Genomic DNA, 14835 nt, shown 5'->3' on the forward strand with positions numbered 1-14835 from the left:
TGGGCGGCCATTCGGTCAGGATGCCTGGCGGGCCTGGTCGTGGCTGATCTCCAGGTCGCCCGAGTCACCGAAGGTGAGCCGGCAGGTGTCGGCCCGGTACGTGGCGACGGAAACGGCCGCCGTGCCGCCGGCCGCGAGGTAGCGGGTCGTCACGACGAGGACGGGCGCACCGGGGAGCCGGTCGAGTTCCTTGGCGTCGTCCGCGCGCGCCGAGCCGAGCTCCACGGAACGGTCCTGGCCGTCGAGGCCGAGCCGGTGCAGTTCACGTACGACGCTGCGGGCCCTGGCGGGACCGGACGCGGTGTCTATCGCGGAGAGATCCGGAACGGAGGCCGCCGGTACGTACAGCAGCTCCGCAGCGACCGCCTGTCCGTGGCTGAGCCGGATCCTGCGCACGATGTGGACGGCCTCGTCGCCCGCCACGTCGAGCATGTTGGCCACGGCGGCCGGTGCGACTGCCGTCCGGCAGTCCGCCGACTGCCATGCCTCGCCCGCACCGCCTCCGGTCCAGTCGTGCTGCGCGGTGGAGACGGCGACGCCTACGCGCGGCGGGGCGACCGTGGTGCCAACTCCGCGGCGGCGCTGCAGCCTGCCTTCGAGTTCGAGCTGCTCCAGGGCCTGCCGGAGCGTGGCCCGGGCGACGCCGAACCGGGCGGCGAGCTCGCGCTCATTGGGGAGGATCTCCCCCACCGCAAAGTCCGAGTCGAGTGCCTCACTGAGCACGGTCTTGAGGTGCCAGTACTTCGGCTCCTGTACCGATTCCAGCTGCGTGGTCCCCACCCTGTCCTCCGCAATCGCCCGTCGGCTTTTCCGCGACGTTATTTATTAAAGGTTCCTGTCTTAACGTTGAGACCATAGGACGGCGCACCCCCTTGGTCAAGACCAATCCTCGGGCCGAGGGGCCGCGAACCGGTGATCCGCCGTGCAGCGTTCACAGGACGTTCGCGGAAGGATGGCCGCACTCAGCACAAAGCCCCACGTCCGAGCGGGTCCGTGGGGCTTCGGCAGGCGGTTGGGCGGCTTCGCGGTACGAGTAGTCGAGAGCTACTTCCGAGGAAGCGGCAAATCAGCTTCGGTCGTCTACTCTGCGGCAAAAGTGGTGAGCTTGTCAGGATTGCGAACGATATATACGCATTGAATGACTCCGTCCCGCGCCTCTACCTGGACTACGGAGTCCGGCTTGCCGCCGGAGAGCACCAGTACTGCCGGACCGCCGTTCAGCTCCAGGAAGCGAATCGACAGGTCGGGGATCTGCCCGTGAGCGACGGCGAAGAGGAACCGGCCGACCTTGTCCGCGCTCCGCAGGATCCGCAGTGGCGCCTTCGACTTTCCGCCGCTGTCGCCGACGAGCCGCGCGTCCGGTGCCAGCAGGGTGAGCAGCGCGGCGATGTCACCGCCGGCAGCCGCGGCCAGAAAGCGTTCCGTGAGGTCACGGCGCTGTGCGGGGTCGACGTCGTAGCGCGGCTTCCGCTCCTCCACGTGGTGACGGGCGCGCCCGGCGAGCTGGCGTACGGCGGCTTCGGTCCTGTCCAGCGTCGTGGCGATCTCCGCATAGGGAAAGCCGAAGGCCTCGCGCAGGACGAAGACGGCACGCTCCAGCGGGGACAGTGACTCAAGGACGACAAGGACGGCGACGGACACGGAGTCGGCGAGCACGGCCTGCTCCGCCGTGTCGGGCACGGTCGGCCCGAAGTCGGTGACCAGAGGTTCCGGCAGCCACGGTCCGACGTACGCCTCGCGACGCGTTCCGATCTGACGCAGCCGGTCGATGGCGAGGCGGGTGACGATCCTGACAAGGAAGGCGCGTGGTTCACGCACGTCCTCCCGTGAGGTTGCCGACCAGCGGAGCCAGGCCTCTTGGACCACATCCTCGGCATCGGCGATCCGGGCGAGCATGCGGTAGGCGACCCCGATGAGTACGGGCCGGTGCTCTTCGAAGACGTCGGTCACGGTTTCGGCTGTCACCTGCTCATACCAGCCGACCCACACCACGGTGTCCAGTTTCCCGCCTCGCCGCTCTTGAACTACAAGCTACCTGGCGGTAATTGTTGTTGACGGAATGTCTAAGCCGCTTGCAGGCACGGCCTCTCCGTGCCGCCTCACCCGGGAGCATCTTCATGGCCACCACGGTCTCGTTCACCGTCGAGTCACCCCGAGGACGACCGCGGACCGTCTCCGTCGCCTACGAACGGTCGGGTACCGGAGAGCCGTTGCTGCTGCTCCACGGCATCGGCCACCACCGCCAGGCCTGGGACCCCGTGATCCCGGTGCTGGCCGTGGAACGGGATGTCATCGCGATGGACCTGCCGGGATTCGGCGCCTCCCCCGGGCTGCCCGACGACCTTCCGTACGACCTGGCCACCGTGGCACCGCTGCTCGGGGCCTTCTGCGAGGCGATCGGCGTGGACCGCCCCCACGTGGCGGGGAACTCGCTGGGCGGCCTGCTGGCGCTGGAACTCGGGCGCGAGAAGCTCGCACGCTCGGTCACCGCCCTCTCGCCCGCCGGGTTCTGGACGGACCGCGAGCGCCGGTACGCGTTCGGAACGCTCCGCGCCATGCGGCTGGCCGCGGAGTCGATGCCCCTGCCCCTCATCGAGCGGCTGTCCCGCTCCGCGACCGGCCGCACCGTGCTGACCAGCACCATCTACGCCCGGCCGTGGCGGCGTTCACCGGAGGCCGCCGTGTCCGAGACCCTGGCCCTGCGCCAGGCGACCGGCTTCCACCGGACGCTGGCCGCCGGACGCGACGTCCTGTTCACCGACGACGTGCCGGGGCTGCCGGTGACCATCGCCTGGGGCGGCCGCGACCGGCTGCTCCTGCGGCGCCAGGGCATCCGGGCCAAGCACACCGTCCCCGGCGCCCGTCTGGTCCGGCTTCCCGGCTGCGGTCATGTCCCGATGAACGACGACCCCGCTCTGGTGGCGCGGGTGATTCTCGGTACCAGCCGCTGAGTCCACCGCCTGCTCACGGCCACGCCGGCGCAGGACGCCTGAGCCGATTGCCACGCCGACCCCGACCAGGCAGCTGCCCGCGGCCTGGGCGGGACCGTACGAGCCCGCACCGACCAGCGGAGCGGTGAGCGCGGCAGAGACGGGGATCAGACCGGAGAAGAGAGTGGCACGCTCCGCTCCGATGCGCTGCATGCCCCTGTACCAGCAGACGAAGCCGACGACGGTGACCACGGCGGCCTGCCAGAGCAGCGCAGCCGTCTCGCCGGGGGTGGGCGGACGCACGAATCCGGCGCCGTCGACCAGCACGCCCAGCACGGCCGACTCCGCGGCGGCGATCGCGCACACCGTGGCGGACAGCAGCTTGGGACCCAGCGGGCGCAGCACCGGTACGGCGAGCACGGCGAAGCCCACCTCCCCCGCCAGCGCGCCGACGGAGCAGATGATGCCGGCCGTGTCCGTACGCCCCCAGCCCTGGACGGTGAAGGCTCCCGCGGCGACCAGCACCGCGGCACAGAGCACGGCGCGGGCCGGCCGGCGCCCATCCAGCACGGGTGCGAGGACACCCACGAGGATGGGCGCGCACCCGACGAACACTCCTGGAACGGCCGGCTCCGCGGACCGCTCCGCAGCAAGCACTGCCAGGTTGAAGCCGACCATGCCCACAGCGGCGAGCAGGGCGAGCCGCCCCCACTGCCTGCCGGTGAGCCCGCGCAGCGTGACGACCGGCCGGGGCTCGCCGGCTCGCGTCAGAAGGGGTACGAGCAGCAGGCCTGCCAGGCCGTACCGCAGGGCCTGACCACCCGCGTAGGGATAGTCGCCGAGAACGCTGTTGGCGGTGAAGGAAGCACCCACGAGGATGCAGGCGAATGCGGCGAAGAGCGCGCCGCGCAGGTAGGTCACGTTCATGGCACCGACGCTAGGCAGCGCTGCGGCCCGGCTTAAGGTCCACATTCATGACGTCTTCGGGGACCAGTTCAGTGTCCGGCAATGGTGACGGTGCGCAGGAATCCGTTTCGGCCGCCTGGGAGTTGTTACTCCCGGCCGCTTCGGCCCCCGCCCGCGGGCGCGGACGTGCCCTGCAGTCGGCGCTGCGTGAAGCGGTCCGCTCCGGCCGCCTGGTGCCGGGTACCCGGCTGCCGTCCAGCCGTGCGCTCGCCGCCGACCTGGGTGTCTCACGCGGTCTGGTCACGGAGGCCTACGAACAGCTCACCGCCGAGAGTTACCTGCGCAGCGGGCGAGGGGCCGGGACATGGGTGAGCGGATCGGTCCGGGCGGCGGCCGGCGGTGCCCGCGATCTCTCTCCCCGTGCCCGGGGCACTCGTATCGACTTCCGCCCCGGCACCCCGGACCTCTCGCTCTTCCCCCGCAGTGCCTGGGCCGCCACCTACCGTTCGGTTCTCGGCCGGCTGCCGCACAGCGCCCTGGGATATCCGGATCCCCGCGGGCTTCCCGAGCTGCGCGACGCACTGGCCGCCCTGCTGACGAGGCGCCGCGGAGTGGTGGCGGACCCGGAACGCCTGCTGGTCTGTTCGGGCGTCGCCCAGGCGACGACACTCCTCGGATCCGTCCTGCGCGACCGTGGCCTGCGCACCGTCGGTGTCGAGGATCCCGGGAGCCCCGAACACGCCTCCCTCTTCGCCTCGGCGGGCCTGGCCACGGCGCGCCTGCCGCTCGATGAGGAAGGGCTGGCCGTCGACCCGCTCGTGCGCTCCGGCGTGCGCGCCGTCGTGACGACGCCGGCCCATCAGTTCCCTACCGGAATCGCGTACTCCGCTGCTCGCCGCAGCGGGCTGCTCGACTGGGCGAGGGAGAGCGACGGCCTGATCGTGGAGGACGACTACGACGGTGATTTCCGCTACGACCGCGCCCCCGTCGGCGCTCTGCAGGGGCTCGACCCCGAGCGCGTCGCGTACACCGGCTCGGTGAGCAAGTCACTGGCGCCCGGGCTTCGGCTGGGCTGGCTGCTGGCCCCGGCGTCCATGACGGACGAGTTGACCGACCGTAAACGAACCATGGACCTCGGCAATCCCGCCGTCGACCAGGCGGTGCTCGCCGACTTCATCGCCCGGGGCGGCTACGACCGCCAGCTGCGCCGCTGCCAACGCGCGTACCGGGAACGCCGTGACGTCCTGACTGCGGCACTCGCCGAGCACTTCCCCGGCACCGAGGTCAGTGGAATCGCGGCAGGGCTGCACATCATCGCCCGACTGCCCGAACGGTACGGTCCCGAGGCGGAGTTCGTGTCCCGCGCGAACGAGGCCCGGATCGCCCTGCGCCCGCTGAGCGACTGCGGCACCGCGCGGACCGACGACGAGTCCGTCGGTCTGGTGCTCGGTTACGCCCACTTGCCACCGGCGGACATCACGCACGGCGTGCAGCGACTGGCCGCGGCCCGGCAGGGACGCCGCTGAACGGACAGCCGAACCGCCGGGCCGGGTATTCACCTCACGTTGGTTTACCCGACTCCGGCGGGCGCGAAGGTGGGCCGGTCGCTCATCAGTCCGTGCGTCCGACCCGCTGCCCCGGAGGCCCTTCGATGTCGTACCGTCCACGATTCCCGTCCCCCGACCGACGTACCGTGCTGCGCGGTTCGCTGGCCGTCTCCGCCGCTCTCGCGCTCCCCGTGGCGGGTGCGGCGGCCCCGGCCTTCGCACGGTCCGGCCGCCCGGACGCGGCCTGGGGTGTGCAGGTGGGCGATGTGACATCCTCCTCCGCACTGGTCTGGGTACGCTCCGACCGGCCGGCCCGGATGGTGGTGGAGACGTCGGCGACCGAGTCGTTCCGGCGTGCCCGCACGTGGCACGGCCCGCTGCTGGGTCCCGGCACGGACTTCACCGGGACGACGCCTCTGTACGGGCTGCCGCCGGGCGAGCAGGTGCACTACCGGGTGACGCTCGCCGCCCCGGACGACCCCCGCCGCACCGGCGAACCGGTGTACGGCACCTTCCGGACCGCACCCGCACGCCGGCGGGACGGCGTGCGTTTCCTGTGGTCCGGCGACATCGCGGGCCAGGGGTGGGGCATCAACCCGGACATCGGGGGCTACCGGGTGTACGACGAGATGCGCCGGCTCGACCCGGACTTCTTCCTCTGCAGCGGGGACAACATCTACGCGGACGGGGTCATCGAGCCGAGTGTGTCACTCCCAGACGGGCGTGTCTGGCGCAACGTCACCACCGTGGAGAAGGCGAAGGTCGCCGAGACCCTGGCCGATTACCGGGGGAATTTCCGCTACAACCTGCTGGACGACAACCTCCGGCAGTTCAACGCACAGGTGCCCTCGGTGATTCAGTGGGACGACCACGAGGTGCGAAACAACTGGTATCCCGGGCAGATCCTCGACGACGTCCGGTACACCGAGAAGAACGTGGACGTCCTGGCGACGCGCTCGATGCAGGCCTTCCGTGAGTACTTCCCGGTGTCGACGCTGCACGGCGTCACGGGCGGGGACAGGGTCCACCGGGTGGTGCGGCACGGTCCGCTGCTCGATCTGTTCGTCCTGGACATGCGGTCCTTCCGCAACGCCAACTCCCCAGGCAGGCAGGCCGACGACACCACCGGAATCCTCGGGGCCGAGCAGTTGGCCTGGCTCAAGCGGGAACTGTCGAAGTCCCGGGCGGTGTGGAAGGTGATCGCCGCGGACATGCCGCTCGGGCTGGTCGTCGCCGACGGTGCCACGAACTTCGAGGCCGTGTCCCAGGGTGATCCCGGGGCTCCGCTCGGCCGCGAGCTGCAGATCGCCGAACTGCTGCGGTTCATCAAGCACCACCGGATCACCGGCACGGTGTGGCTGACGGCAGACGTGCACTACACCTCGGCCCAGCATTACGCCCCCGAGCGGGCGGCGTTCAAGGATTTCGCCCCCTTCTGGGAGTTCGTCACGGGGCCGCTGGCGGCCGGCCAGTTTCCCTCCAACGCACTCGACGGCACATTCGGACCCGATCAGGTGTTCGTTCAGGCCCCCGATCGGGCGAACGTCTCGCCGATGGAGACTCCGGCCCTGTTCGGCGAGGTGGACATCGACGGTGACAGTGGCGAGTTGACTGTGCGCCTCCGTGCTCAGGGCGGATCCGTCCTGTTCAGCAAGGTTCTCCAGCCCGCGCGAGTGGGGCAGTGAGCCGGACGGACTGACCGTCCGGCGACGGGCCGGGGCGGGGAGCTCCGGCTCCGCGCGCCGGCCAGGCACCGCTCGGCCCAGGTCGATTGTCAGTGGTGGGTTCTACGGTTTTTTCATGACCCGTTCCATTCAGGCCCTGGCCTACTCACGTCCGTCCGCTCTGGAGTCCTCGCAGGCAGGGCAGTTGCTCGGCCTGGAGACCGCAGGCGGCCTCACACCGCGCGGCGCCGAGCCTCATCCCCGGTTCTTCGAGGGCTTCCTCGCGTCGCCGTCCGTCGCCGCACGCGGGCTGCTCGCCGTGGCGGACGTGGCTGCCGCGCGCTACTACCAGCGGACCTCGCAGGCCTCGCTGGACCCGGTGGTGACGGGAAACGGCGACCGGCTGCGCTTTGAGTCCTTCTCCGGATGTTGCGGGGTATATGCACGGCTCGACGTTCTGAGCGAGGGTCTGGAGGGTACGGAGACGGGTCATGGCACGACCAACGTGGATGTGAACAATCCACTGCGGGAGGCTCTCTCGCGGATGGCGGGCGATGAGCCGCTCCATCTTCGGGTGGGCCCGCAGGAGATGGCGGTCACCACGCTGCACGGCCCCGTCGTGGAGAAGAAGGTCCCGCTGCCGGACCGGTGGCTTCGGGGCTTCGCCGAGGCTCAGGTGGCATCCGCCGCCTTCGACCTGCGGGCCGAACTCCCGGCGGTGGAGGCGGTCCGGTTCCTGCGGTCGATACCCCGCTCGGCGGGCCGCGCCTCGCTCGGCGCGCAATGGGTGGTCCCCGCCGGCCGGACGCTGCGGCCGACGACGCGGCCGGCGCCGGGGGCCGTCTGCCTGCCGGGGCCCCAGCGGCTGGGCGCTCTGCAGCGCATCCTTCGGTACGCCACGGCGCTGCGGGTGTACGGGCCGGTTGCCGACAGCGTCGCCACCGCGAGTGCCTGGGAGGTGATGCTGCCTGGAATGCGGCTCACCCTGACACTCTCCCCCGACGCCTCGCGCGGCTTCTCCGGGGAGGGCGGAGTGCTGGAGGCCCTCGCAACGGACGACGCCGCAGCCGATGCCGAGCTGGTGTCCGTGCTGCTGGCGTGGGAGCCCCGGATCGAGCCTGCCGACCTGGCGGAGCAGTCGGGCCTGCCGGTGGAGCGTGTCCGGGCGGCGCTCACCCGGCTGGGTACGGCGGGCCGGGTGGGGTACGACCTCGCGGACGCGGCCTACTTCCACCGTGAACTGCCGTATGACGCGGACCGGGCGGAGCGGCACAACCCGCGGCTGGTGGCAGCGCGACAGCTGGCCCGGACCGGGGCGGTCGTTCTCGACGGCGCCCTCGCCGCCGTGCACTCCGGTGACCGGCACTACCAGGTCCGCGAGAAGGCCGGCGCACTGAGCTGTACGTGTCAGTGGTGGGCGGACTACCACGGCCGCCGGGGCCCGTGCAAACACGCACTGGCCGTCCGTATGGTCCGCCGGGGCGCGACCGTCACAGGAGGTGCACGATGAAGGAGCTGATCACGGCGGTGCGCGACGGCCGCCTGGACGACATCCCCGCGCTGCTCACCCCCTTGGACAGGGCTGAACGCAGGCTGGTACTGACCGAGTTGAAGGTGATGCGCAAGGAGATGCGCAGCTGGCCCTGGGGCGAGCGCACAAGAGCCCGGAAGGCGGTACTGGTAGCCGGAGCGGGCTGCCACGCGGGGGCTGCGGGTTGCGCGACCTGGATCGGCGCACGGGAGCAGCGTGAGTGGGTGCGTTCGCCGTACCCGTGGGTGCTGGAGGTTCTGGTCGGCCGCGATCCGGCTTGGCTCGCCGATCTCGCTCGCCGTCTGACCGCCCGCACCGTCGAGTCCGAGGCGGAGTACCAGCTCGTTCTCGAACTGGTACGGATGGCGGGCTGTCCGCTCCCCGTCTCCGACGGTCTCGTGCGGGGATGGGCCGAACGCGTCGCCGGCTCGCGGTGGCAGCAAAGGCCGCCGCGGCCGCTGATCGACATCCTGCGCGCCGAGCCGCACCTCGGTGTGCTGGCTCCTCACCTTCTGGACATGCCCGAGCTGCCCCCGCCGGTTACCTGGGCCGCCACTCAGGACCCCGCCGAACACTGGCCGACCGCGCTGACCGTCCTGTCCGCGGAGGGCCTGCTGGACCGGAGCACCCTCCTGGACCGGTGCGTCACCCGCCTCGTGCGTGGCGGGAAGACCGTGGACATGCGTTTCTGTCTGCAGGTCCTGCGAGGGCTCGAACTCACCGACCGCGAGGAGGCCGCACGGGTCACCGACTGGGCTGCCATGGCCGCGGACGGCCCGTCGCCCGTGGCCGGCCACGCCCAGGAGGCGCTCACCCGGCTCGACGGACACGGTGAGCTGTCCATCGACCGGCTGGCCGATGTCTCCGGCTCGGTCCTCTTCCGTACCGAGAAGAAGTTGGTGCGTTCCCAACTGGTGCTGCTGGGACGGGTGCTGCGCCGCGTTCCCTCGAGTGCCGAGGAACTGCTGCCTGTGGTTGCCGAGGCTTTCGTGCACCCGGACATCGGAATCCAGGAACGGGCGCTCAAGCTCGTGGCCCGCCATCTTCCCGCCACTGCGCCGGACGTACGCAAGGATCTCGCGGGCATGGCTTCGCAACTGGGCGCCGTGCACCGGTCGGCGGCACGCGCGGTGTTCGGCGAGTTGCTGGTCGACGGGCCGGCCGTCGACGCCTACGAGGAGGTGCTGCCGCCGGTTCCGGTCCCTCGACGCCTCGACCCGGCACCCGCCGATACCGCCGAGCTCATCGAGGAGGTAGTCGCCCTGGTTCGTTCCAGGTCGCGCGAAGTCACCGCCTTCGAGCGGGCGCTGGACGGACTGATCCGGTGCGCCCACAACGCACGCGCGGACCTGGCCGACGCCCTGCGCGCGGCGCTGGCCGGGCAGTGGTGGACCGAGCCCGGCCCGCAGGCCGATATCGACCGGCGGTTCTTGAGGAACCACGACGGATTGCAGGTCGTAGCGGCGTCGCTGCTCGGACGGGTCTCGGAGAAGACTGTCGGAGACGGCCGTGCCCGGTGGACAACGTCGGACACCTGTTGCCACGCGGCACTCGACGGCGTGCTGTACGCAAGGCTGTGGGAGGCCGCCACCGTGATACGGACAGGTGAACTGCCCTTCCTGCTGGCAACGCCCACCTGGCACACCGGTGCCCTCGACCCGACGGATCTGGTCGAGCGGTTGCTCACCTACCAGAAGCTCGGGCTCACGCCCGGGCCCGCCGACTTCGGCCAGGCGCTGCTGCGGGTTAGGCGTACGGACGGGGCGGAGGCCGCAGCGCGGGCCGCTTCGCTGGGCACAGCGGAGGGTGACCGGCTGGCCGCCTGGATCCGGGCGGACGAACCGGTTGCGCCAGTGCTGCGCCGCCATGTGGAAACCGAATCGCCCGAGCCCCAGGGCTGGTTTCCGCGCCCGGCCCGGAGTACGCCGCGAGTCCTGCCGGCCACGAACGGACATCCGGTCATTCAGCAGGAGTTCCCCCGTTCCTTCCACTGGCTCGGGCGCCCGCACTCCCCACGACGGCAGCAGTGCTCCCACTGGGGCGACACATCTCCGCAATGGATCGCCACACTGCCCGCGGACGGCGAGACGCTGGCGGCCTGGCTTCTGCCGTTCCTCACCTGCGAGGAGGACCAGCGAGGTGTGGCATGGCCTCTGCCGGCCCTCGCCGAGACGGACGGTCCCGCCGAGGGGGCCATCCATCTCGCGCTGGCGTACGGACTCGGGGCCCGCTATCCGGAGGACCGGTTGTCGGCGGTGGATGCCCTGCTGATCCTTGCCGCCCGGGGCCGGCTGGACGCGAATCTCCTCGGCGGGGAGCTGAGCGTGCTGATCGACCGGGAGCTGATGAAACCCAGCCGACTGGCGGCAGCGGCCCGTACGGCCGCCGCCACCGGCGCGTACCAGACGGTGCTGTCCGTGCTGGTCCCGGTCCTGACAGCGTTGCTCGCGCGCGAGCAGGCGCCACGTGGACTGAGCGATCTGCTCGGGGTGGCTGCGGAGTGCGCGGAGCAGTGCGGGTCGCCGCAGACCGGCGGGATAGCCGGACTCGCCGCAACGGCCGCGCGCGGCGGATCGACCCAGCTGGTCCGGCAGGCGGCTCGCCTGGAAGCCGCCTGCCGGGAGGCGGCCGGGTGACCGGCCGCCGGTGACGGGACGGGTCCTGCCGCGCATGGGAGGGCTCATCGCACGTGATGGCACTTCGGAACCGGAGTCCCCCACGCAGCCGGGCCGGCGCGCCGGGCTCCCGGGCCGGGCTCCCGGGGCCGACCGCACTGCCCGGCCGACCCGGGCCCGGCCAACCCGGGCCGGGCCGGGCCAACCCGGGCCGGGCCGAGCCAACCCGGGCCGGAATCGCTGCACCACCTCACACCCCGGCGGAACGGAAATCGGGCGGCCCTGACCTCGCCCTCACCCCGCCTTCACCTCGCCCTGACCTCGCCCTGACCCCGCTCAAAAACCCCTTGCCAACTGGCCAAAATTGGACGATAGGCGACTAGATCCATACTTAACCCATCGGTCACAAGGCGTTCGTGATCAGGCAACACCGCTCGGTCACAGTGAGGTCATGACTGATGTGACCTCCGCGAAGAGTGCCCGCCGCCCCCACCACTGGCGCCGGGACCTCATTGAACTCGCCGCCCTGTTCACCGCGGTCGCCGTCGCCGACGCGATCGCCAACCTGATCGGACACCAGCCGGACGGCCCGTATCTGCTCATCGCCTCGGCCGTGGCGCTGACCGCCACCGCCGCGTTCCACACCTGGTGGGCACGCCGGCACAGTCACGCACCACCGCCGGATACCGAGGGTCTGGGAGTCGCGCACGACCCGGCCATACAGCCGGTCGCGGCCTCCGACGCCCCGTCGCCGGACGCCGCAGCCGAGACGGTGCTGTGGCGGATGCGCACCACGGTCCGTGACGCTCCGGGCAGCCTGGCCGCACTCTGCATCGTGCTGGCCAGCCACCGGATCGACATCCTGACCCTTCAGACCCATCCGTTGGCCGAGGGCACGGTCGACGAGTTCCTGTTGCGTGCGCCCGCCGCGCTGCCCGCCGCGCAACTGACCCGGGCCATCTCCGAAGCGGGCGGCAGCTCCACCTGGATCGAGCGCGCCGACGCCCACGATCTGGTGGACACCCCGACCCGGGTGCTCAGCCTCGCCACCCGCACGGCCCTCGACGCCGCGGAACTCCCCCTGGCCCTGCGTCAACTGCTCGGCCGGTGCACCATCCACTCGCTCCCCGCCGTTTCGATCACCGGACGCGCCACCGGTGAAACGGCCCCCGTGGAGGGAGTGCTGGAGGAGACGGTGATGCGGCTGCGCGATCCGTCGGGCGGCGTCATCACCGTCGAGCGTCCCTATCTCCCCTTCACGCCGACGGAGTTCGCCAGGGCACGCGCCCTGGTCGAGCTCGACGCCCGGCTCGGCCCCCGCGTCCCGCGCAGCGAGCACGTACTCACCCTGCCCGAGGGCAACGCGATCACCGTGCGCCGGGCAGACCGCAGCGACCTCGAAGCGGCCAGGGCCATGCACGACCGCTGCTCGGAACAGACCCTGCGACTGCGCTACCACGGACCGGTCCGGGACGCCGACCGCTACCTCGACCACCTGCTGAGCCCCCGCTTCGGCCGCACGCTCGCCGTGCAGACGGCCTCCGGCCGGACGGTGGCCCTCGGCCATCTCCTCTGGGACGGGGACGAGACCGAGGTCGCGCTGCTCGTCGAGGACGACTGGCAGCGCCGCGGCATCGGCTCCGAGCTGCTGGGCCGCCTGGTGGCGCTCGCCGTCGAGGCGGGCTGCGAGAGCGTCTACGCCGTCACCCAGGCATCGAACACCGGGATGGTCGCCGCCATGCGCGCGCTCTCGCTGCCGCTCGACTATCAGATCGAGGAGGGAACGCTCGTGATCACCGCGCGACTGGGCGCGACGCCGGTACGGCCCCTGCCTCCGTACGAGCAGGCGGAGCGCTGACCGCCTGACGTACGGGCTCCTCGCCGCTCAGCGCCTGGCACAGATCGGCCCAGAGGTCTTCCACGTCCTCCAGCCCGACCGACATGCGCAGCAGCCGGTCGCCGACCCCCGAGGACTGGCGGTCTCCTTCATCCACGATGCGGTGGCTGATGGAGGCCGGGTGCTGGATCAAGGTGTCCACACTGCCGAGACTGACGGCGGGCGTGATCAGCCGTACCGCGGCGATCACCCGGTGCGGGTCCCCGTAGACCTCGAAGGACACCATCGCGCCGCCCAGTTCCGGGTAGTGCACACGGGCGATCCTCGGGTCGGAGGAGAGCCGGCGGGCGAGTTCCGCGGCGTTCGCTGACGCGGCCCGGACGCGCACCGGCAACGTGGCGAGACCCCGCAGCAGCAGGTATCCCGCCATCGGGTGGAGCACCCCGCCGGTGGCGAAGCGCACTTGGCGCAGCCGGGCCGCGAACTCCTCGTCGCAGGCGACGACTCCGCCCATCACGTCGCCGTGGCCGCCCAGGTACTTCGTCGCGCTGTGCAGCACGATCCGCGCCCCGTGCTCGACGGGCCGCTGGAGAACCGGAGTGGCGAAGGTGTTGTCGACCAACAGCGGTACCGATCCGCAGGAGTGCGCGACCGCCCTGATGTCCACTTCCGCCAGGGTCGGGTTGGCGGGCGTCTCGACGATCACCAGCCCCGTGTCGGGGCGGATCGCCTCGGCGATGCCCGCGGGATCCGTCCAGGTCACCTCCGTGCCGAGGAGCCCGGCACCCAGAAGATGGTCACTGCAGCCGTAGAGCGGACGCACCGCCACCACATGGCGCAGTCCCATGCTCGCGCGTGCCAGCAGGACGGCGGTGAGCGCGGCCATTCCGCTGGCGAACGCCACGGCGCTCGCGGTCCCTTCGAGGCGGGCCAGGGCCGTTTCGAAACGGGCGGTGGTCGGATTGTCGAGCCGCGCGTAGACGGGCGGCCCGTCGAGCCGGGCGCCGGTGGCGGCGAAGGAGTCGATCCGTTCCGCCTCGCCCCTGGAGTCGTACGAGGGGTAGGTGGTGGACAGGTCGATCGGCGGGGCGTGCAGGCCGAGGGCTGCGAGGTCTTCGCGTCCGGCGTGCACGGCTTCGGTGGCCTGTGCCCGGTACGGGGGTGTCGTCGAGGGCGCCATCGAGGATTGGATGTCCATGTGCCCACTCTGAACAGCCACCGGGCCTGTCGTGCAATACCCCGTGCTACGTTCGGTGAATGACCGATTCCGTCGCTCTCGACACGGTGGATCTGCACATTCTGCGGCTGCTTCAGAACGATGCCCGGACCACGTACCGCGAGCTCGCGGCCGAGGTCGGGGTCGCTCCCTCGACCTGTCTAGACCGGGTCACCAGGCTGCGCCGCACGGGCGTCATCCTCGGCCATCAGCTGCGACTGGACCCGGCGAGGATGGGCCGCGGTCTTGAGGCCTTTCTCCATGTGCAGGTCCGGCCGCACCGCCGGGAGCTCATCGGCCCGTTCGTCGACCGGATCAGGACGCTGCCCGAGTCCCGTGCGCTCTTCCATCTGACCGGCCCCGACGACTATCTGGTCCATGTGGCAGTGACCGACACCGCCGATCTTCAGCGTCTGGTTCTGGACGAGTTCACCTCGCGGCGTGAAGTGGCCCGCGTGGAGACGCGTCTGATTTTCCAGCAGTGGGAATGCGGTCCGCTGCTGCCGCCCGCTCCCCGGGCGGCCGAGGGGGGTCCGGGTCAGGCCCATGGTGCCGATCGGTAGTGACGCGGAGGCCCTCCCCGTACGAG

Annotated in this window: 10 protein-coding genes and 1 pseudogene; 7 read left to right on the top strand and 4 right to left on the bottom strand. The window is 71.2% G+C overall.

Annotated features, from left to right (window positions below; translation table 11 throughout):
• Nucleotides 1-15 precede the first annotated feature (15 nt).
• Nucleotides 16-780 (bottom strand): GntR family transcriptional regulator, encoded by a 765-nt coding sequence (locus ACIOEW_RS27910; RefSeq protein WP_401966836.1) that lies wholly within the window; start codon nt 778-780, stop codon nt 16-18.
• A 300-nt stretch (nt 781-1080) separates the two neighbouring features.
• The gene (locus ACIOEW_RS27915; RefSeq protein WP_401966838.1) at nt 1081-1965 is read right to left on the bottom strand and encodes an RNA polymerase sigma-70 factor; all 885 of its coding nucleotides are present in this window, start codon (nt 1963-1965) and stop codon (nt 1081-1083) included.
• A gap of 152 nt (nt 1966-2117) precedes the next feature.
• Here ACIOEW_RS27915 and ACIOEW_RS27920 point away from each other — a divergent pair, with 152 nt between their 5' ends.
• Complete coding sequence (locus ACIOEW_RS27920; RefSeq protein ID WP_401966840.1) at nt 2118-2951, top strand: alpha/beta fold hydrolase; 834 nt, start codon at nt 2118-2120, stop codon at nt 2949-2951.
• A gap of 57 nt (nt 2952-3008) precedes the next feature.
• On the opposite strand, the pseudogene ACIOEW_RS27925 reads toward ACIOEW_RS27920, so the two are convergent.
• Nucleotides 3009-3902, bottom strand: a pseudogene (locus ACIOEW_RS27925) (DMT family transporter); the annotation flags it as partial.
• Nucleotides 3903-3904: 2 nt separating this feature from the next.
• Here ACIOEW_RS27925 and ACIOEW_RS27930 point away from each other — a divergent pair.
• The 5 genes from ACIOEW_RS27930 to ACIOEW_RS27950 all read left to right on the top strand — a co-directional run bounded on the left by ACIOEW_RS27930 (nt 3905) and on the right by ACIOEW_RS27950 (nt 13051).
• Nucleotides 3905-5362, top strand: coding sequence for a PLP-dependent aminotransferase family protein (locus ACIOEW_RS27930; RefSeq protein ID WP_401966842.1), 1458 nt, complete (start codon nt 3905-3907; stop codon nt 5360-5362).
• 125 nt (nt 5363-5487) lie between these two features.
• Nucleotides 5488-7068, top strand: a complete 1581-nt coding sequence (locus tag ACIOEW_RS27935) for an alkaline phosphatase D family protein (RefSeq protein ID WP_401966844.1) — start codon at nt 5488-5490, stop codon at nt 7066-7068.
• 115 nt (nt 7069-7183) lie between these two features.
• Complete coding sequence (locus ACIOEW_RS27940; protein ID WP_401966845.1) at nt 7184-8557, top strand: SWIM zinc finger family protein; 1374 nt, start codon at nt 7184-7186, stop codon at nt 8555-8557.
• A complete protein-coding gene (locus tag ACIOEW_RS27945) occupies nt 8554-11214 on the top strand; it encodes a DUF6493 family protein (protein ID WP_401966847.1) in 2661 nt (886 codons plus the stop codon). Before ACIOEW_RS27940 ends, ACIOEW_RS27945 begins: the two co-directional genes overlap by 4 nt.
• A gap of 439 nt (nt 11215-11653) precedes the next feature.
• A complete protein-coding gene (locus tag ACIOEW_RS27950; protein WP_401967077.1) occupies nt 11654-13051 on the top strand; it encodes a GNAT family N-acetyltransferase in 1398 nt (465 codons plus the stop codon).
• On the opposite strand, the gene ACIOEW_RS27955 is transcribed toward ACIOEW_RS27950, so the two are convergent.
• Entirely contained in the window at nt 12987-14228 is a 1242-nt protein-coding gene (locus tag ACIOEW_RS27955) for a PLP-dependent transferase (RefSeq protein WP_362547871.1), read from the bottom strand. The two genes, ACIOEW_RS27950 and ACIOEW_RS27955, sit on opposite strands and share 65 nt — an antisense overlap.
• A 59-nt stretch (nt 14229-14287) precedes the next feature.
• Here ACIOEW_RS27955 and ACIOEW_RS27960 point away from each other — a divergent pair, with 59 nt between their 5' ends.
• The gene (locus tag ACIOEW_RS27960) at nt 14288-14809 is read left to right on the top strand and encodes an Lrp/AsnC family transcriptional regulator (RefSeq protein ID WP_362547868.1); all 522 of its coding nucleotides are present in this window, start codon (nt 14288-14290) and stop codon (nt 14807-14809) included.
• Nucleotides 14810-14835 lie beyond the last annotated feature (26 nt).

Source organism: Streptomyces sp. NPDC087901, from assembly GCF_044742205.1.
In the GTDB taxonomy this organism is placed as follows: domain Bacteria; phylum Actinomycetota; class Actinomycetes; order Streptomycetales; family Streptomycetaceae; genus Streptomyces.